The 19564-nt window shown below is 71.0% G+C and carries 17 protein-coding genes and 1 riboswitch; of the genes, 4 read left to right on the plus strand and 13 right to left on the minus strand.

The features are described from left to right. The first annotated feature begins 102 nt into the window (after positions 1–102). Entirely contained in the window at positions 103–921 is an 819-nt protein-coding gene (locus ACFWBY_RS19675) for a PhzF family phenazine biosynthesis protein (protein WP_385342666.1), read from the plus strand. An 84-nt stretch (positions 922–1005) separates the two neighbouring features. Here ACFWBY_RS19675 and ACFWBY_RS19680 read toward each other — a convergent pair whose 3' ends face one another. Together ACFWBY_RS19680 and ACFWBY_RS19685 are read right to left on the minus strand one after the other, a co-directional pair. Beyond that, positions 1006–1809 carry a CPBP family intramembrane glutamic endopeptidase gene (locus tag ACFWBY_RS19680; protein WP_385342664.1) on the minus strand — a complete coding sequence of 268 codons (804 nt, stop codon included), beginning with the start codon at positions 1807–1809 and terminating at the stop codon, positions 1006–1008. A gap of 278 nt (positions 1810–2087) precedes the next feature. Then, positions 2088–3623 (minus strand): glutamate-cysteine ligase family protein, encoded by a 1536-nt coding sequence (locus ACFWBY_RS19685; RefSeq protein ID WP_385344193.1) that lies wholly within the window; start codon positions 3621–3623, stop codon positions 2088–2090. A 513-nt stretch (positions 3624–4136) separates the two neighbouring features. On the opposite strand from ACFWBY_RS19685, the gene ACFWBY_RS19690 reads away from it, so the two are divergent. Next, positions 4137–4757 (plus strand): hypothetical protein, encoded by a 621-nt coding sequence (locus ACFWBY_RS19690; protein ID WP_385344190.1) that lies wholly within the window; start codon positions 4137–4139, stop codon positions 4755–4757. 270 nt (positions 4758–5027) lie between these two features. After that, entirely contained in the window at positions 5028–5234 is a 207-nt protein-coding gene (locus tag ACFWBY_RS19695) for a DUF5999 family protein (RefSeq protein WP_385344187.1), read from the plus strand. 87 nt (positions 5235–5321) lie between these two features. Here ACFWBY_RS19695 and gcvP read toward each other — a convergent pair whose 3' ends face one another. After that, a complete protein-coding gene (gcvP, locus tag ACFWBY_RS19700) occupies positions 5322–8207 on the minus strand; it encodes an aminomethyl-transferring glycine dehydrogenase (protein WP_385344185.1) in 2886 nt (961 codons plus the stop codon). Positions 8208–8404: 197 nt separating this feature from the next. Then, positions 8405–8503, minus strand: a riboswitch (glycine riboswitch). Positions 8504–8623: 120 nt separating this feature from the next. Between gcvP and ACFWBY_RS19705 the strand changes: the two genes are divergently transcribed. After that, the gene (locus tag ACFWBY_RS19705; protein WP_385344181.1) at positions 8624–8995 is read left to right on the plus strand and encodes a PRC-barrel domain-containing protein; all 372 of its coding nucleotides are present in this window, start codon (positions 8624–8626) and stop codon (positions 8993–8995) included. Here the strand turns inward: ACFWBY_RS19705 and ACFWBY_RS19710 are convergent. The 10 genes from ACFWBY_RS19710 to ACFWBY_RS19755 all read right to left on the minus strand — a co-directional run bounded on the left by ACFWBY_RS19710 (position 8992) and on the right by ACFWBY_RS19755 (position 19359). Continuing rightward, on the minus strand, positions 8992–10503 hold the full coding sequence (locus tag ACFWBY_RS19710; RefSeq protein ID WP_385344179.1) for a DNA polymerase IV: 1512 nt from the start codon (positions 10501–10503) through the stop codon (positions 8992–8994). The genes ACFWBY_RS19705 and ACFWBY_RS19710 overlap by 4 nt on opposite strands. A 163-nt stretch (positions 10504–10666) precedes the next feature. Beyond that, positions 10667–11332, minus strand: coding sequence for a MerR family transcriptional regulator (locus tag ACFWBY_RS19715; protein WP_385344176.1), 666 nt, complete (start codon positions 11330–11332; stop codon positions 10667–10669). 181 nt (positions 11333–11513) lie between these two features. Further along, positions 11514–11987: a bifunctional nuclease family protein gene (locus ACFWBY_RS19720; protein ID WP_007262890.1), complete on the minus strand. Its 474-nt coding sequence runs from the start codon at positions 11985–11987 to the stop codon at positions 11514–11516. Between the two features lie 85 nt (positions 11988–12072). Further along, complete coding sequence (locus ACFWBY_RS19725) at positions 12073–12846, minus strand: MerR family transcriptional regulator (protein ID WP_385344173.1); 774 nt, start codon at positions 12844–12846, stop codon at positions 12073–12075. A 19-nt stretch (positions 12847–12865) separates the two neighbouring features. Beyond that, on the minus strand, positions 12866–13807 hold the full coding sequence (locus ACFWBY_RS19730) for an FHA domain-containing protein (protein WP_385344196.1): 942 nt from the start codon (positions 13805–13807) through the stop codon (positions 12866–12868). 82 nt (positions 13808–13889) lie between these two features. Continuing rightward, on the minus strand, positions 13890–14792 hold the full coding sequence (locus tag ACFWBY_RS19735; RefSeq protein ID WP_385344170.1) for a DUF881 domain-containing protein: 903 nt from the start codon (positions 14790–14792) through the stop codon (positions 13890–13892). A gap of 5 nt (positions 14793–14797) precedes the next feature. Beyond that, positions 14798–15130 carry a small basic family protein gene (locus tag ACFWBY_RS19740; protein WP_243342106.1) on the minus strand — a complete coding sequence of 111 codons (333 nt, stop codon included), beginning with the start codon at positions 15128–15130 and terminating at the stop codon, positions 14798–14800. Then, complete coding sequence (locus ACFWBY_RS19745; RefSeq protein ID WP_385344167.1) at positions 15127–16059, minus strand: DUF881 domain-containing protein; 933 nt, start codon at positions 16057–16059, stop codon at positions 15127–15129. The genes ACFWBY_RS19740 and ACFWBY_RS19745 overlap by 4 nt, the downstream gene beginning before the upstream one ends. Before the next feature lie 113 nt (positions 16060–16172). Further along, positions 16173–18668: a sugar phosphate nucleotidyltransferase gene (locus ACFWBY_RS19750; RefSeq protein WP_385344164.1), complete on the minus strand. Its 2496-nt coding sequence runs from the start codon at positions 18666–18668 to the stop codon at positions 16173–16175. A 100-nt stretch (positions 18669–18768) separates the two neighbouring features. After that, positions 18769–19359, minus strand: a complete 591-nt coding sequence (locus tag ACFWBY_RS19755; protein WP_385344161.1) for a CDP-alcohol phosphatidyltransferase family protein — start codon at positions 19357–19359, stop codon at positions 18769–18771. Positions 19360–19564: the final 205 nt, after the last annotated feature.

Consider the following 19564-nt stretch of genomic DNA (forward strand, 5'->3'; position numbering starts at 1 on the left):
ACGGTGCGACGCCCCGCGGCGCGACCGAGCCGCCCCCGAGCAGGCCAGTCGTCGGGGATTGGCCTTTGCGGCGGCTTCTCCCGCCTCCCTACGGTCGAGGGCATGCGCATCAGAATCGTGGACGCCTTCACCGACCGCCCCTTCGCCGGCAATCCTGCCGGAGTACTGCTCCTGGACGGAGACTTCCCCCCGGACGCCTGGCTCCAGCAGGTCGCCACCGAGGTCAACCTCTCAGAGACCGCCTTCGCCCGCCCCCTGCCGCCCGGCGGCGACGCCGACTGGGCACTGCGCTGGTTCACGCCGACGAACGAGGTCGACATGTGCGGCCACGCGACCCTCGCCACCGCCCACGTCCTCGCCACGAGCGGCCTCGCGAGCGGGCTGGTCCGCTTCACCGCGCGCTGCGGCATCCTCACGGCCGAGGCCGCGCAGGACGGGACGATCACCCTGGACTTCCCCACGTCCTCCCTGACCGCGGTCGAGCCCGCCGCCGAGGTCGAGCGCGCTCTGGGCGCCGGGATCAAGTCGGTCCACGACACGTCCGACCACATCGGCGACCTCGTCGTGGAGCTGGCCGACGAGCGGACCGTACGCGAGCTCACGCCCGATCTGCCCGCCCTGCGCGGCTACGGCCGACGGGGGATCATCGTCACGGCCGCCGCCGAGGACCCCTCCCGCGGCTACGACTTCGTCTCCCGCGGCTTCTTCCCCGCCTTCGGCATCGACGAGGACCCGGTCACGGGCAGCGCCCACACGGCACTGGCCCCCTTCTGGGCCGCGCGCCTGGGCCGTACCGAGCTGGTCGGCCTCCAGGGCGGAGCGCGCACCGGCCTGGTCACGGTCCGGCTCGAGGGCGACCGTACGCTCCTGACGGGCAGCGCGGTCACCGTCATCGACGGCGAACTCCTCACGGCGCCCTGAGCTCCTGCCGGCCCGGCCACGGGGTGCGGGCCGACCCACCCCGGCCCGGCCCACGGGGTGCGGGCCGACCCACCCCGGCCGGGTCTACGGGGTGGGCAGCCAGCCCACCTTCCCCGCCAGCAGGGCGTAGCCGCCGAAGGCCACGATGTCGAGCAGCGCGTGCGCCACGACGAGCGGAGCGACCCGGCCCCAGCGCCGGTAGGCGAGGACGAAGACGACGCCCATCACCACGTTCCCGATGAAGCCGCCGATGCCCTGGTAGAGGTGGTAGGAACCGCGCAGCACGGAGCTGGCCAGCAGCGCGGCCATCGGCGACCACCCCAGCCGGCCCAGCCGCCGCAGCAGGTAGGCCAGCACGATGATCTCCTCCACCAGGGCGTTCTGCAGGGCGGAGAGGATCAGCACGGGAAACTTCCACCACACGTCGGGCAGGGCCTCCGGCACGACCGTCAGGTTGAAGCCGGTGGCCCGCGCGCCCAGGTAGAAGGCCAGGCCGGCGCTCCCGATACAGGCCGCGACGAGCGCGCCCCGTCCCAGGTCCCACCATGGCCGGGTGCGGTCGAAGCCCAGGACGCGCAGCCCCGGCACGCCCTCGCGGGTCAGCAGGTGCGCCACGAGCAGGACGGGGACGAGCGCGCTCGCGATGCCGAACAGCTGCCAGGCCAGGTCCAGCCAGGGCCGGCCGGGCGCGTACGAGCCGTTGAGCGTGGCGGCCTGGTCCTTGAGCCCGCCCGGCTTGGTCAGCGAGCCGATGAAGCTGATGAGCGCCGAGACGCCGCTCGCACCGAGGGACAGCGCGAGCACGAGGAGCGTCTCGGTGCGCAGGATCCCGCGCCCGTCCCGGCCCTCGCCGAGCTCCCCGGTCACCGCTTCCGGCTCCGTCCGCACGCGCGTCTCCCGTCCCGCCGCCCGCCGTGAGGTGTCACCTCGGCACGTCACCGGGGGCGTCTTGTTGCGATCACCCCATACTGCCTCGTCGGCGGCGGAAGGGGATCACCGGCCGGGGACCGGGCACGCACGGGCCCGCGCCGGGGGCCATCAGCACACCCCGGCGCGGCCCGCGGCGGCCGCCGCGGGCCCGGCACGGCGGCCGTGCCGGCACGCGTCGTCGGCCGCCGCGCCGCCGTCCGCCCGGCCCCGCCCGACCCCGTCCGACCCCGCCCGGGTCAGCCCTCGGCAGCCGTTGCGGCGCTCACCTCCGCCTCCGCGATGCCGAGCGGCCAGGTGTGCACCGGCTCGCCCTTGTGCATCAGCTCGCTGTAGCGGCGCGTGGTCGCGGCGAGCGCCGCGTCCCGTTCCAGCCCGGCCGCGAGCGCCCGGTGGTACGTCTCCACCTGCCAGGTGGCGCCGTTCACCCGGCGCCGGCACCGCTCCTCGATGATCCCGAGGTAGTAGTCCCGGTCGGCCGGCTCGATGCCCCACGCGTCCAGCCCGGCGGCCGCCATCGGCAGCAGCTCGTCCAGCACCAGCCGCACCGCCGGCACGCTCGCAAGCCCCCCGCCCCGGCCCCGGCGCGGCCAGCGGAGCCTGGCTTCGATGCCGTAGCGGCAGGCCGCGTCGAAGTTGGCCTCCGCCTCCGCGAAGGGCAGCCGGCTCCACACCGGACGCTGCTCGTCCGCGAGGGTCCGTACGAGTCCGTAGTAGAAGGCCGCGTTGGCGACGACATCGGCCACCGTCGGCCCGGCGGGCAGCACCCGGTTCTCCACCCGCAGGTGCGGCACCCCGTCGGCGATCCCGTAGACGGGCCGGTTCCACCGGTAGACGGTGCCGTTGTGCAGCACCAGCTCCTGCAGGCTCGGCACCCCGCCCTCGGCGAGGACGCGCAGCGGCTCCTCCTCGTCGCAGATCGGCAGCAGGGCCGGGAAGTAGCGGACGTTCTCGGCGAAGAGTTCGTACGCCGAGTCCACCCACCGCTCGCCGAACCAGGTGCGCGGCCGCACCCCCTGCGCCTGCAGCTCCGGCGGCCGGGTGTCGGTGGCCTGCTGGAAGAGCGGCGGCCGCGACTCCCGCCACAGCTCCCGCCCGAACAGGAACGGCGAGTTGGCGCCCACTGCTATCTGTACGGCGGCCACCGCCTGCGCCGCGTTCCACACGTCCGCGAACCGGGCCGGAGTCACCTGCAGGTGCAGCTGTACGGACGTGCAGGCGGCCTCCGGCACGATCGACCCGGAGGTCCAGGTCAGCCGCTCGACACCGTCGATGTCGAGCGTGAAGTCCTCGCCGCGCATCGACAGGATCTGCTCGTTCAGCAGTGAGTAGCGGTCCACCGCGGACAGGTTGGCGGTGACCATGTCGGAGCGGGAGATCGTCGGCAGAATTCCGATCATCACCACCCCCGCGTCGATCTCCACCGCCTGCCGGTGGGCATAGCCGAGCCCCGCGCTCAGTTCCTCGGCGAGCTGGTCGAATACCCGGCCGCCGAGCCGGTGCGGGAGCACGTTCACCTCCAGGTTGAACATTCCGAGTTCCGTTTGGAAATCAGGGCTCGCAATGCGTTCCAGCACCTGGGCATTCACCATTCTCGGCAACCCGTCGGCACCCGCGAGATTCAGCTCGATCTCCAGCCCCATCATGTTCTTGGGCCGATCGAACCTCTTCTCCGCCAGAAGTCGCTCCAGTACCTCCAGGCACTCGTGAAGCTTCCTCCGGTACCTCTGCCGATCGGACAGGTCGAATCCGCCCGCCACGACCTTCTCCCCCATCGAAGGGTCCCTCCTCGATTGGGCCTGGCCGGCGTGGAAAGATCCGTCACCCAGGCGCGCGTTACGGTCGATGATGCCCCGGCGGCGTGATCGATAACGCGGGAGGGGGGTGTCTGGCGAGGAGCGCGCGCCGGTTTGGCCGACGGGCGCTTTGGCACATTCACCTGGCAAGCCGCTGTACGCAATTACCGCACCGACTTTGCCGGTTCCGGATAACCGACGCTTTCCAGCCGAGCCCCCGTCCGGTAACCTCCGAGGTCAGCGCGGCACGTTTGCGCGCACCCGGCACGAATGCCGTGCCAGAGGGACCGGTAAGCGTCTTGTCGGCAATAGGCGGGACAGCTAGCCGAAACACTGCGTGAACACATGTCGTATAAACTCCGCAAACGAGGCAGAGAGTTGGCGCGCGGCCATTGCCCCTCAGCCCCCCTCTGGCCCCAGAATGCGACAGCGCCCGTCACACCCGCACCCCGCCCCCGTTCCACCGGTCTCCCAAGTGAGAGGCGACCCACCATGCCGCTGCACGTCCCCCCGGCTCCCGCGCCCGCCCTGCGCAGCGTCCTCGCGGCCCTCGGATCCCCCACCGCCGTCAATGAGGCGCACACCCCGGCCCTGCGCGCCCTCCAGGGTCCGATGACCGCCGAACTGCCGCTGCCCGTCCACGTCCTGGACCGGCTGAACATCACCGGCCTGGCCTCCGGCGGCAGGCCGCCGCGTACGCGGCTGACCGGCTGGCGGTTCCTGATCCGCAGCGGGGACCGCTACGTCGCGGCGGCGGACACCCGGCTGACCCCGGACGGATGGGCCTTCTCCCACTTCTTCGAGGGCCCCTACGTCGCCGCCACCGAGCGCGCACTGCGGCAGTCCGAGTCCCTCGGCCAGAACTACCAGCCGCGCCTGCTGTCCGTACCGGAGCTGTACATGCTGACGCTGTGGCTGCACGGTTCGGTGGGCGCCGACGCTTCCGCCGGGCTGCCGGCCGCCGCCGACCTGCTCGTCCCACTGGCACCCGCCCCGCCGGGCATCGCCGCCTACCGGCCGCACCCGGTGTCCGAACTGCTGCCCGTGATGACCCACAGGCTCACTCCCTCCGCGTCACCGCTCCCGCCCTCGCTGGCGGCCCCGGCCGCCTGAAGGGCCCCGGTGGCCGGTTCTGCCCATTCGGCCTAGCCCACTCGGGCCCCCTGCGAACCATCCGAAATGACAGGGGAGTTGACCTGAACCGCCCGCACGAGTGATGCGTCATCAATCTATGAGGACAGCTGCCGGGAAATCCCTGCGGACACCGTGCCGTAGGGGAACACTGGGACCCTGACCGAGCCAAGTCGTCGAAACCGGGGGGCGGCCATGAACAACGCATCGAGCCGCAGCACACAGACCACACCGCAGCGAAAGAACGCATCCATGTGCCAGCACAAGCCAGCATGCCCGTCAGCCGACTCCGCCGACCGGGAGGCCGCGCACCCCGTGGCCGTGCACCCGGAACAGGGCTGGAGCCTGCTGTGCAACGGCGTCCTGCTCTTCGAGGACACCGGTGAGCTGCTGCCGGACGGCCAGATCATCGCTCCGCACCGCGCCCTCGCGTCGACGCGGGTGATGAAGGCGGCCTAGGTCGCCGACAGATAGCCGAAGGGGGCCGGTCCGGGAGGAAACTCCCGGACCGGCCCCCTTCGTCATGTCACCAGGACGGACGACGGATCAGTTGTCGTACTCGTCCAGCGGCGGGCAGGAGCACACCAGGTTCCGGTCGCCGAAGGCACCGTCGATGCGGCGCACCGGCGGCCAGTACTTCTCCGCGGCCGAGACACCGCCCGGGAAGACGGCCTCGTCACGGGAGTAGGGGTGGTTCCACTCGCCGCCCAGCGCCGCAGCCGTGTGCGGGGAGTTGGCCAGCGGATTGTCGTCCACCGGCCACTCGCCGGCGGCGACCCGCTCGACCTCGGCGCGAATGGCGATCATCGCGTCGCAGAAGCGGTCGATCTCGGCGAGGTCCTCGGACTCCGTCGGCTCGATCATCAGCGTGCCGGCGACCGGGAAGGACATCGTCGGCGCGTGGAACCCGTAGTCGATCAGACGCTTGGCGATGTCGTCGATGCTGACGCCCGTCGTCTTCGACAGGGGGCGCATGTCGATGATGCACTCGTGCGCGACCAGGTTGCCCGGACCGGTGTAGAGGACCGGGTAGTGCGGCTCCAGTCGCTTGGCGATGTAGTTCGCGCCGAGCACCGCCACCTGGGTGGCGCGCTTGAGGCCCTCGCCGCCCATGAGGCGCACGTACGACCAGGAGATCGGCAGGATGCCGGCCGAACCCCACGGCGCGGCCGAGATCGGGCCGACGCCCGTCGCGGGACCGGCGGTCGGCTGGAGGGGGTGGTTGGGCAGGTACGGGGCCAGGTGCGCCCGGACACCGACCGGGCCGACGCCCGGGCCGCCGCCGCCGTGCGGGATGCAGAAGGTCTTGTGCAGGTTCAGGTGCGAGACGTCGCCGCCGAAGTGACCCGGCTTGGCCAGGCCCACCAGGGCGTTGAGGTTGGCACCGTCCACGTAGACCTGGCCGCCGGCGTCGTGCACCTGGGCGCAGATGTCGGCGACGTGCTCCTCGAACACGCCGTGCGTGGAGGGGTAGGTGATCATCAGGACGGCGAGCTCGTCGCGGTACTGCTCGATCTTGGCGCGCAGGTCGGCCGCGTCCACCTCGCCGTCGTCGGCGGTCTTGACCACGACGACCTTCATGCCGGCCATCACGGCGCTCGCGGCGTTGGTGCCGTGCGCGGAGGACGGGATCAGGCAGACGGTGCGCTGCTCGTCGCCGTTGGCCCGGTGGTAGGCGCGGACGGCCAGCAGGCCGGCGAGCTCACCCTGGGATCCGGCGTTGGGCTGAATGGAGACCTTGTCGTAGCCGGTGACCTCGCAGAGACGTTCCTCCAGCTCGGTGATCAGCGTGACGTACCCCTCGGCCTGCTCGACCGGGGCGAAGGGGTGCAGCTGGCCGAATTCGGGCCAGGTGACCGGCTCCATCTCGGTGGTCGCGTTGAGCTTCATGGTGCAGGAGCCCAGCGGGATCATGCCGCGGTCCAGCGCGTAGTCCTTGTCCGAGAGCTTGCGCAGGTAGCGCAGCATCGCGGTCTCGGAGCGGTGCTGGTGGAAGACCGGGTGGGTCAGGTACGCGTCCTCGCGCAGCAGCGCCTCGGGAAGCGCGTCGGCGGTTGCCTCGTCCAGGGCCTCGATGTCGGCGGTGACCCCGAAGGCGGTCCAGACGGCCTCGATGTCGGCCCGCAGGGTGGTCTCGTCACAGGCGATGGAGACGAGGTCGGCGTCCACCTGGAACAGGTTGACCCCGCCCTCGCGGGCCGCGGCCACGACCTCGGCGGCGCGGCCCGGTACCCGGGCGGTGACGGTGTCGAAGTACGCGCCGTGCACGACCTCGACCCCGCCGGCCGTCAGACCGGCGGCGAGCAGGGCGGCGTAGCGGTGGGTGCGGCGGGCGATCGTCCGCAGGCCGTCCGGACCGTGGTAGACCGCGTACATGCCGGCCATGACCGCGAGCAGCACCTGCGCGGTGCAGATGTTGCTGGTGGCCTTCTCACGGCGGATGTGCTGCTCACGGGTCTGCAGCGCCAGGCGGTAGGCCTTGTTGCCGTCCGCGTCCACGGAGACGCCGACGAGGCGGCCGGGCAGCGAGCGGGCGTGCTTGGCCTGGACGGCCATGTAGCCGGCGTGCGGTCCGCCGAAGCCCATCGGGACGCCGAAGCGCTGGGTGGTGCCGACCGCGATGTCCGCGCCCAGCTCACCGGGCGAGGTCAGCAGGGTCAGGGCGAGCAGGTCGGCGGAGACGGCGACGATGGCGCCGAGCTCGTGGGCCTGGTCGATGACCGGCTTGATGGCGCGCACCGCGCCGGACGCGCCCGGGTACTGCAGGAGCACGCCGTAGACGCCGCGCTCGGCGACCTCGGCCGGGATGCCCTCGGAGAGGTCCGCGACGACGATCTCGATGCCGATCGGCTCGGCGCGGGTCTCGATCACGGCGATGGTCTGCGGCAGCGCGTCGGCGTCCACCAGGAAGACGTTGCCCTTGGCCTTGCCCACGCGGCGGGCCAGCGTCATGGCCTCGGCGGCCGCAGTGCCCTCGTCGAGCAGGGAGGCACCGGAGGTCGGCAGGCCGGTCAGCTCGGCGACGACCGTCTGGAAGTTGAGCAGGGCCTCGAGGCGGCCCTGGGAGATTTCCGGCTGGTACGGGGTGTACGCCGTGTACCAGGCCGGGTTCTCCATGACGTTGCGCAGGATCACCGGCGGCGTGAAGGTGCCGTAGTAGCCCAGGCCGATCATGGAGGAGAGGACCTGGTTGCGGTCGGCGAGCTGGCGCAGCTCGGCCAGGACCTCGGCCTCGGTCCGCGCCTCGGGCAGGTTCAGCGCGGCAGTGGTCTTGATCACATCCGGTACCGCGGCGGCGGTCAGTTCGTCCAGGGAGCCGTAGCCCACCTGGGCGAGCATCTTCGCCTGCGCCTCGGCATCCGGGCCGATGTGGCGCTGCTCGAAGGGGATGCCTCGCTCCAGCTGGGAGAGCGGAATGCGGTTGGCGGTCATGTACGGAGGCCTCCTGGTCGTACGACCTGCGAGGGGTGCCTCGGCGCGGGCACCCGGACGGCCTCCCCCTCTGTCATCACAACCTGAGAGTTTCACCGGGCCGCTCGAGGATCGCTCGCGAGGTCCGGCTTTCACCGTCGGTGAGGAGGGGGACCGGCAGTGCGCGCCCGGTACCCGTCCTGCTTTCCAGAGTGGCCTCACCACGTGCGGTACGTATGCCTGAGAGATTCCGGGGAGGATTTGCTCCTTCGGCGCCTCCGTCGAACTCACTCGGAGGACTCTCCCGCACAGGGTCAACAGCCGTCACCCAGCCTACCAGCGAGGATCTGGGGACCTCCCTCGAGTGGCCCCCTCTCCAGAAATGCACTTCTGTAGTCATAACGGAGGAGTTGCGGACCAAACGGAGGGACCGGCCCGTGCAGACCGACATCGATCCGCGCAGCCTGATCGGCCGCAAGGCGTTCGACCGCAATGGCAACAAGATCGGCACCGTCGACGAGGTCTACCTCGACGATGCCACGGGCGTCCCCGAGTGGGCCGCCGTACGGACCGGCCTCTTCAGCCGGGACGCCTTCGTGCCCCTGGAGCCCAGCGAGATGGTGGGCGACACCCTGCGCGTGCCCTTCGAGCGCTCCCTCATCAAGGACGCCCCCGACTTCGGCGTCGGCCGCCACCTCTCCCCCGAACAGGAGCTGCGGCTCTACCACCACTACGGACTGGACACGACGCTCCCCAGCGAGTTCCACCGGGACTTCGGCCACCTGGCGGGCGACGAGGACAGGACCTAGGGGCTGTCCCGGGCACACGGCGACGAGGCGCCGTCCGGGGCCGCCGCACCCCTGTCCCCCACCAGCGGCAGCGGATCGGACGGCTCCAGCTCGGGGTCGTCCACCAGGAACGTCCGCACCCGGCCCGGCACCGAGCCCGGCTGCTCGAACCGCACGGTCACCCGGCCGACGCCGCTGCCCTGGACCCACCCGGGGCCGTACACGGCGTGCCGGACGTCACGGCCGGCCACCCACCGCCGCTCGCTGGGGGCCTGCGCCTCGACCGCTCCAACCGTGGCCGCCGCGGGCTCGCGCCCCGGATCCCCACCGGCCGGCGCGGCCCCCTCCGGCCCGGCCGCCCCCGCGGTCCCCGCCACCCCGGCGCCCGAACCCGTCCCGTCGGCCGGCGCGAACCCCTCCGACCCGGCGCCCTCGGCCTCCGCGTCCCCCTGAGCGGCCAGCGCGAAGGCGAAGAGGTCCTCCTGCGTGTAGTCGGCCAGCCCGGTCACGCCGACACCCAGCAGCCGCACCCCGCCCGTGGTGTCCACCGCCTCCAGCAGCCGCGCGGCAGCCTCCCGCACCACCCTCGGATCGTCCGTCGGCCCCCGAAGGGTCTCGGAGCGGGTGAGCGTGGAGAAGTCGTAGCGCCGCACCTTGAGCACGATGGTGCGCCCTGAGTGTCCGGAAGCCCGCAGCCGCTCCACGCACCGGTCCGCGAGCCGTTGCACCTCGTTCCGGATCCGCGTCCGGTCGTGCAGGTCCACGTCGAAGGTGTCCTCGACCGACACCGACTTCGCGTCGCGCTCGGCGACCACCGGCCGATCGTCCAGCCCCAGGGCCATCCGGTACAGCCCCACCCCGTGCGAGCGCCCCACCATCCGGACCAGCTCGTCCTCGCCGGCCTCCGCCAGCTCCCCCACCGTGGTGATCCCGGCCCGCCGCAGGTGCTCCCCGGTGGCCGGTCCCACCCCCGGCAGGGTCCGTACCGACATGGGCGCGAGGTGCGCCCGCTCCGTGCCGACCTCGATCAGCAGCAGCCCGGCCGGCTTGGCTTCTTCGGAGGCCACCTTGGCCAGCATCTTGGACCCGGCCAGCCCCACGGAGCCGCTGAGGCCGGTGGCGGCCGCGATGTCGGCCCGCAGCCGCTCGCCGGTGGCCCGCGCGCTCTCCGCGTCGAAGGCGACACCGCCCGCCTCGAGGTCCACGAAGGCCTCGTCGAGACTGAGCGGCTCCACGAGGGGCGACAGCTCCCGCAGGAGGGCCATGACGGTGTCGCTGACCTCCCGGTACAGGCTGAAGCGCGGGATCAGACAGGCGCCGTTCGGGCAGAGCCGCCGGGCCTGGGCCATCGGCATCGCCGAGTGCACCCCGAACCGCCGGGCCTCGTACGAGGCGGTGGCGACGACCCCGCGCGGTCCCAGCCCGCCGACGATGACCGCCTTGCCGCGCAGGCTCGGCTTCGACGCCTGCTCGACCGAGGCGTAGAAGGCGTCCATGTCCAGATGCAGGATGGTCGGCGCGGCTCTCACAGCCCCGATGCTCCCCCATGCCACTGACAACGGCCGAAACCCCCGGGAAAGGGCTCCACGGGCTCTGTGGCGGCCCCGGCGCCCTCGCCGGCGGAATCCATCCCCGCCGGCCCTCCGGACGCGCGTCAGCGCCCACCGCGCCCGGGCCACCGGCCCGGGCGGGCTAGACCGCCCGGTTGCGCCGCGCGGCCAGCTCGTCGGCCGGGTTGTGCCTGACGACCGTCTCGCCGGTGTCCACGCGTTCGCCGTGCAGCTGGGACAGCGCGTTCTCGACGTCGCGCCAGACGACGCCGACGGCGATGCCGAAGATGCCCTGACCGCCCTGGAGCAGGCTCACGACCTGGTCCGGGGAGGTGCACTCGTACACGGTCGCGCCGTCGCTCATCAGCGTCATGCGCTCGAGGTCCGAGAAGCCCCGGTCGCGCAGGTGCTGCACGGCGGTGCGGATGTTCTGCAGCGCCACCCCGGTGTCCAGGAAGCGTTTGACGATCTTGAGGACGACCACGTCCCGGAAGCTGTAGAGGCGCTGCGTGCCCGACCCGTAAGCGGGACGCACACTCGGCTCCACCAGCCCCGTGCGCGCCCAGTAGTCGAGCTGCCGGTAGGTGATGCCCGCCGCGGCGCACGCCGTCGGCCCCCGGTACCCGACCTGCTCGGGTGCGGACTCACCGCCGCCCTGGATGCCCACCGGTCCCACCGAACCGGCCGGCGCGGGCTCCTGCTGACGGCGCGCGGAGCTCACTGCACCCGCACCACCGTGCAGCGGGTACGGCCCACCGTCACTCCGTGCGGGGATGCCCCCGGTCGTACCGTCGCCCGTGACTCTCACGCCGACCCTCCGTCCTTGACCTGCCCACCTCGAAGGTAGGCAGTCACCAGGGGTGCGTCAACGATCGCCACACTCGGCACGCCGAGTGATAATCACCCTGAGAGTGGTTTCCCGTGCCCCAACGCGGGGAAGGGCTAGTCGAATGGGCTGAAATTCCCTGGAGGCCGGGACGAGCCGCACCTCACTGCGGGCCCGTACCGAAGTCCTCGGGCGAGATCTGGTCGAGGAACTCGCGGAACTTCTCCACCTCGTCCTCCTGCTCGTCCGGGATCGCGATTCCGGCGTCGTCCAGCACGCCGTCGCTGCCGTAGATCGGCGTCCCGGTCCGCAGGGCGAGCGCTATGGCGTCGGAGGGCCGCGCGCTCACCTCGACCCCGCTGGCGAAGACGAGCTCCGCGTAGAAGACGCCCTCCCGCAGATCCGTGATCCGGACTTCGGTGAGCTCCTCGCCGACCGCCTCCAGCACGTCCTTGAAAAGGTCGTGCGTCAGCGGCCGGGCAGGGGCCATCCCCTGCTGCGCGAAGGCAATGGCGGTCGCCTCCCCTGGTCCGATCCAGATGGGGAGGTACCGATCGCCTCCCACTTCACGCAGGAGCACGATCGGTTGGTTCGAGGGCATTTCCACCCGGACACCCACAACGTCGAGCTCGTTCACACAGCAACCCTAGGACCTGCCCGGCCGGTTTGGGTAGTCGGACTCCCCCCGGGCTCTGCGAGGACACCCCCCTGGGACCCCGCGATCAGTCCAGCCGCACCCCTAGAGCCGTCTGTACGAGGGCCTCGTGCAGCCGCACGGAGAGCCCCGCGAGCTCCTTCATGGTGGCTTCGGCATGCGCCCTGGTCTGGGGATTGCGGTGGCGGCGCAGCGGCGCGACGACCTGTTCCACCAGACCGGCCTCCCGGTCGGCGGCGGCCTTCATGGCCCGCAGGTGGCGCGGTTCCAGCCCGAACCGGCCGAGATCGGCCACCAGGCGTGCCACGGTGACGGCCTCGGCGTCGAACCCACCGTCCGGCGCCTCCGCGAGGAGCCCGTACGACTCCCACTCGACGAGCTGTACCTCGTCCACCTCGGCGGCGGCGATCAGCTCGGCCCGGCCCACCCTGGCCACCGTCGGCCGCTCCCGGCCCACCTCGCCGTAGAGGGCGACGGGGCTCGCGGGATCGACGGACTCCCCCTGCGCCGCGGGCGTCGGGATACGGATCTGCTCACCCCGGGCGAGCGCGTCGAGCTGGTCGCGGATGACCTTCAACGGGAGGTAGTGGTCCCGCTGGAGCCGCAGGATGCGGGCGAGGCGCTCGACGTCGTCGGTGCTGAACTTGCGGTATCCGGAAGGTGTGCGCCTGGGCTCTACGAGCCCCTCCGCCTCCAGGAACCGGATCTTGGAGATCGTGACTTCGGGGAACTCGTCGCGCAGCATCGTGAGCACCGTTCCGATGCTCACCAGCCGCCCCGCCGAGGCGGCGGTGCCGGCGGTGCCGCTCTTGGCGGCACCGCCTGCCGGGATACGCAGCATGGGACCTTCCCTTGAAGGGTCAGTGCCCCCGCAGGCTCGCGTAGAAGACCAGCCGGTACTTGCCGATCTGCACTTCGTCGCCGTTGTTGAGGGAGACGGAGTCGATCGGTTCACGGTTGACGTACGTGCCGTTGAGGCTGCCGACATCGGCGACGGTGAAGCCGCCGTCGTGGCTCCGGCGGAATTCGACATGGCGCCGGGAGACGGTGACGTCGTCCAGGAAGATGTCGCTCTGCGGGTGCCGGCCGGCCGTCGTCAGCTCGCCGTCCAAGAGGAAGCGGCTGCCGGAGTTGGGGCCGCGCCGCACGATGAGCAGAGCGGAACCCGGGGGCAGCGCTTCCACCGCGGCCTGGGCCTCGGGGGACAGCGAGGACGACACGTGCTGTTGTCCCGACACCTCGGCCTCGTAGGCCTCGAGGCCCGAGATCGAGATGGTGGACGTGGTCTCCGAGGCACGCTCCGGCGTCAGGCCCGCCCGCAACGGCGCCCCGCAGTTGGAGCAGAATCGGCTCGCCGCGTCGCTGCGGTGCCCGCACCTGCTGCAAATCTGCTCGGCCGGCATGGACGGCTCCTCGCGCCGCGGCTGCCCCGCGGAGGCGTTGGTGGCATACGGGTCGGGGGCAAACCCTCCACCCGTAGTTGAGGTTGATGGTTCACCGAAACCTATGCGTCCGGTACCGGCAGGGTCAACAGCCGACGCGCCCTGCGCGCCCGAAATATCCCCCGCACCCGCGACCTCGTCCCGGAAGAGCGGCCGGTCGCCCTGCCCTTCCACGTCGCCGTGCCCCGCGCGGTGCCTGGCCGCACCGCCTTCCTCTCGGTTCTTCTTGCCGAACAACTTCTCAAACAACTTCACGGGCGATTCCCCTTGACCGAAACAGACCCGCCCGTGGGGCAGGACGAACTCCGAACGACACCTGCCGACCCGGACATACTCACAACGTCCGTAACCATCAGACAGTTTCCACCACGCACCGCGACTTCGGTGCGCCGACCCCCCGCAGGCATCCGCCCGCGTGAGCCGGTCCGCTCCTCGCCCCGCCTCACGACGATGACGACCGAGCGTAGTCAGGCTGCTTCGCAGCCCGCAAGGCATCCACGACGATCTTCGCCGGTCGTGTGACGGTGACGACCGCCTGCTCCTTCTCCAGCGACTGCACGACGCCACCGGGGATGTTGAGAGCCGGTTCCAGGTCCTGCGGCTTGCCGATCACCTTGAACTCGTAGGGCTGTGTGATCTTCTTACCGTCGATCGCGACCCCGTCGCCCTCGTCCGAGAAGTACGAGCCCGCCACCACGCGCACACCGTTGATCTGGATGGCCTCGGCCCCGGCCGCACGCAGCTCCTGGAGGGTGTCCAGCAGCTTGTCCGACGACACCTGGCCCTTGGGATCCGTGATCTTCAACATGATCCCCGGCCCCTGAGCCGCCACCGTACCGGCCAGGATCCCGAGTTGGCTCTCCTTCTCGACCGTCTGCCTGCGGGCCTCCTCGGCCTGGTTGGAGCTGCTCTCCAGCTCCCTGCGCTGCTCCTGCAGCTTCTGCTTCTCGTCCTCCAGCCGCTTGGTACGCCCGTCCAGCTCGTCGAGGATCCGTACGAGGTCCTCCTGGCGGGCGCCGCGCAGCGCGCTGGAGTCGCTGTTCGACCGCACCTGAATGGCCAGACCGAGCCCCAGGACGAACAGCAGCACCGCGACGATCAGTTGGGCACGGCTCACCCGCGGCGGCCACAACCCGGCCGCCAGCCGCTGCCGGCCCGTCTCCTCGGGTGCCTCGGGTACGGCGTCCGGCTCGGGCCCTGGTCCTGGCCCGGCGTCCGCGGCGGGCCGGTCGCGCGGGTCGGCCACGGGCTCGCCGGGGCCGCCCGCGGCCCCGGGGGGCTGACGGTCCCGCGACGGCTGCTCCGGGCCCGTCGGCTCCTCGGGCGGGGTGTCGTTCGTACTCATCGGCCTCACGCCCTGAACACGTGCCGGCGGATGGCCGCGGCGTTGGAGAAGATGCGGATGCCCAGTACGACGACCACACCCGTGGACAGCTGCGAGCCGACCCCCAGCTTGTCGCCGAGGAAGACGATCAGCGCCGCCACGACGACGTTCGACAGGAACGACACCACGAAGACCTTGTCCACGAAGATGCCGTCCAGCATCGCGCGCAGGCCTCCGAACACCGCGTCCAGCGCCGCCACCACGGCGATCGGCAGATAAGGCTCCATCACGGCCGGCACCTCGGGCCGGACCAGAAGTCCGACCACCACTCCGACCACGAGGCCCAGTACCGCGATCACGATGCACCCTTCTGCTGCTCTGCTGCTGTAGCCGTACGTACGGTCAGGCTCGACGCGGCGGGAAGCCGTACCTCGGCCTCGGACGACAAGGTGTAGCGGATGCCGTAGCTCTCCTGCAGCACGTGCAGGTACTGGCCGTCCGCGGAGTCCTGGAAGGCCGTCCCGAGACGCTTCTTGTCGCCGATCGCCAGCACTTCGTACGGCGGCACCAGCGGCCTGTTGTCGACCAGTATCGCGTCACCGGCGGCCCGGATCGCCGAGAGCGACGTCAGCCGCTGTCCGTTGATCGAGATCGCCTCCGCCCCGGACTGCCACAGCCCGTTGACGATCTTCTGCATGTCGCGGTCGCGCAGCCGCCCGGTGTCCGCGAAACCGGTGTTCTCCCGCGGCGCGGACCCGTCCCCCGTCGACGAGCCCTTCGCGTCGTCCACCACGAGCTTGATCCCGGGACCGCGCACCTCGGTGGCCCCGGACAGCAGCGCGACGAGCTGGCCCTGGTCCCCGCCGTGCTGCTTGAGCGCCTCGCGCTGGCGCTCGGCGACGGCGCCCCGCAACCGGTCGATGTCCCGCTCGAGGCCGTCGGCGTGCGCGTCGGCCCGCTCGACCCGGTCGATCAGTTCCTGACGCTCCTTGGCCAGCACCGGCGCGGTCACCCGCGCCTGGGCGGCACCCAGCGTGACGACCATGGCGGCGATCACGAGCCCGGCGGCCAGACCCAGTTTGGCCTTGAGGGTGCGCGGCAGGCCCGCCGTGCCGTCCGCCTCCCGCCGGGCCGAGGCCTGCGCGTAGCCCTCGTCGAGGCTGTGGTCCATCACGTGTGTCAGCAGCGACATGGAGGCGTCCGGCCGCGCGGGCCGGGGTTCCCCCTGGGCACCGCCGGGGGGAGGCGACGAACTCCGGTTGCGGGGCGGCTGCGACATGCCGCACATCGTCGCATGTCGGCGCCGCACACACCGAATGCGTCCGTCCGGTGGGCCGGAGGGGACCTCGGTCCCCACCCGGCCCACCGGACGGACGGGCCTGCGTCACCGCTCGGCCGGCGTCAGTGCCCGGCGCCGTCCACCACCGCGGCCCAGTCGTCCAGCAGTGCCTGCGCCGAGGCGTCGTCGGGACCTTCCGCCCACAGGTGCGTGACCGCCTCCGCAGGATCCGGCAGCACCAGCGCCCACCGCCCGTCGGCCTCGACGACCCGCACCCCGTCGGTGGTGTCCACCTGGCGATCCCCGGCCGCTTCCACGACCCGCCGCATGACGAGCCCCTTCACCGCCCACGGCGTCGGCACGTCCCGCTTGAGCACGTGCGCCCGCGGGATCCGGGCATCGATCTGGCTGAGCGTGAGCTGCGTCCGCGCCACCAGCCCGATCAGCTGCACGAAGGCCGCCGCCCCGTCGAAGACGCTGCTGAACTCCGGGACGATGAAACCGCCGCGGCCGTCGCCGCCGAAGATGGTGTTCTCCGCCCGGCTCACCCGGGTCAGGTCCTCGGGCGAGGTCGTGGTCCACTCCACCTGGGTGCCGTGGTACGCCGCCACCTGCTCCGCGATCCGCGTCGTGGTCACGTTCAGCGCCACCTTGCCGCTGCGCTTCTCGGCCGCCACCAGATCGAGCAGGACCAGCAGGGCCCGGTCGTCCTCGATGATCCGTCCGCGCTCGTCCACGAGGGAGATCCGCTCGCCCACCGGGTCGAAGCGGACTCCGAAGGCGGCCCGCGAGGACGCCACGATCTCGCCGAGCCGGACCAGTCCGGCCCGACGGGCTTCCGCGGTCTCCGTCGGCCGGGTCTCGTCCAGCCCCGGATTGACCGTGAGGGCGTCCACCCCCAGTCGGCCCAGCAGACTGGGCAGTACGAGTCCGGCGCTGCCGTTGGAGGCGTCGACGACCACCTTGAGGCCCGAATCGGCGACTCCGGTGGTGTCCACCCGCCTCAGCAGCGAACCAGTGTAGGCGTCGAAGACACTGCCCGGGAACTGCAGGTCCCCGATCTCGCCGGGGAAGGCCCGGCGGTACTCCTGGCGCGCGTACACCCGGTCGAGCTTGCGCTGCTGCTGGAGGGAGAGGTCCGCCCCCCGCTCGTCGAGGAACATGATGTCCACGGAGTCCGGTACCCCCGGCGAGGTCCGGAGCACTATCCCGCCGGCACTGCCGCGCGCGGTCTGCTGCCGCGCCACGGGCAGCGGCACGTTCTCCAGGTCCCTGACGTTGATCGCGCTCGCCTGCAGGGCCGAGATCACGGCCCGCTTGAGCGCTCTCGCGCCCCGGGAGTGGTCACGGGCCGTGGTGACCGTCGCGCCCTTCTTCAGGGTCGTCGCGTAGGCACCGGCCAGCCTGACCACCAGTTCGGGGGTGATCTCCACGTTCAGGATCCCGGTGACGCCACGGGCACCGAAGAGGTGCGCCTGTCCCCGGGACTCCCAGATCACCGACGTGTTGACGAAGGCGCCGGCCTCGATCGTCTTGAAGGGGTAGACGCGCACGTTCCCCTGGATGATCGATTCTTCCCCGACGAGGCACTCGTCGCCGATGACGGCGCCGTCCTCGATCCTCGCGGCCCGCATGATGTCGGTGTTCTTGCCGATGACGCAGCCGCGCAGGTTGCTGTGCGGCCCGATGTACACGTTGTCGTGCACCACGGCCTTGTGCAGGAACGCGCCGCTCTTCACGACCACGTTCGATCCGACCACCGTGTGCTCGCGGATCTCCACACCGGCCTCGACCTTGGCGTAGTCCCCGATGTACAGCGGCCCGCGCAGCACCGCCTCCGGGCTCACCTCGGCCCCTTCGGCGATCCACACGCCGGGGGAGATCTCGAAGCCGTCCATGTCGACCTGGACCTTGCCCTCGAGCACGTCGGCCTGGGCCTTGACGTAGCTCTCGTGGGTGCCCACGTCCTCCCAGTAGCCCTCGGCGACGTAGCCGTAGATGGGCCGGCCTTCCTTCATCAGCTGCGGGAAGACGTCGCCGGACCAGTCCACGGAGACGTCCGGGTCCACGTAGTCGAAGATCTCCGGCTCCATGACGTAGATGCCGGTGTTGATGGTGTCCGAGAACACCTGTCCCCAGGTCGGCTTCTCCAGGAAGCGCTCCACCTTGCCCTGCTCGTCCACGATGGTGATGCCGAATTCGAGCGGGTTCGGCACGCGGGTGAGGCACACCGTGACGAGTCCGCCCTTCGCTTTGTGGAAGCGGATGAGGTCGGTCAGGTCGAAGTCGGTGAGCGCGTCGCCGGAGATGACGAGGAAGGTGTCGTCCTTCAGGGCCTCCTCGGCGTTCTTCACGCTGCCGGCGGTGCCGAGGGGCTTCTCCTCATTGGCGTAGGTGAGCTCCATCCCGAGCTCTTCGCCGTCACCGAAGTAGTTCCTGACGAGCGACGCCAGGAACTGCACGGTGACCACGGTCTCGTTGAGCCCATGGCGCTTGAGGAGCCTGAGGACGTGCTCCATGATCGGCCGGTTCGCCACCGGCAGGAGCGGCTTCGGCATGCTCGAGGTCATAGGGCGGAGACGAGTGCCTTCGCCACCGGCCATTACAACGGCCTTCATGTCGGGAGAGTCCTCCTTGAGAGACGACGTCATCGCCGATCTCACCCGTCCCGGACGTCGGCCGGGCGACTTCTCCGCGTCTGCAAGGCGCCGAGCGAGATCAATCGGCCGTGGCGTCCGCCTTCACCAGCCGGCGGACCTGCACCACGTAAAGCACTCCTGCCCACCAATACAGGGTTGTACCCCATCCGGCGAACGCCCATCCCAAAACAGACCCCGTCCAGGCCAACCAGCCCGACCCGTCGCTCAGCAGCAGCAAGGGGAACGCGTACATCAAGTTGAAGGTCGCGGCCTTGCCCAGAAAGTTGACCTGCGGCGGCGGATAGCCGTGCCGACGCAGGATCCAGACCATGACCAGCAGCATCAGCTCGCGCGCGAGCAGTGCCGCGGTGAGCCAGAGCGGCAGAATCCCGCGGTACGTGAGACCGAACAGGGTGGACAGGATGTAGAGCCGGTCGGCGGCCGGATCCAGCAGCCGGCCGAGGGCGCTGATCTGATTCCAGCGCCGCGCGAGCTTCCCGTCGAGGTAGTCGCTGATGCCGCTGAGCATGAGGACCGCGAGCGCCCAGCCGTCGTGCTCCGCCAGGATCAGCCACAGGAACAGCGGCACACCGGCCAAGCGCGCCATGCTCAGAATGTTCGGAAAGGTGAAAATTCGGTTGGTCTGAACCCGAGTCTCCTGGACCTCCACCCGGGGGCCTCCACTGTGACTGTAGAAATCTGGTCGAACGATGCCCCTTGACCCTACAGGAGGCGCCGCACCTGGCCGTAAACGCAGAAAAGCCCCGCACCGAGCCCGTGAGGGCTGGTGCGGGGCTTTCCCACAATGATTGTTCGGCGGCGTCCTACTCTCCCACAGGGTCCCCCCTGCAGTACCATCGGCGCTGAAAGGCTTA

Source organism: Streptomyces sp. NPDC060049, assembly GCF_042736715.1.
GTDB lineage: Bacteria > Actinomycetota > Actinomycetes > Streptomycetales > Streptomycetaceae > Streptomyces.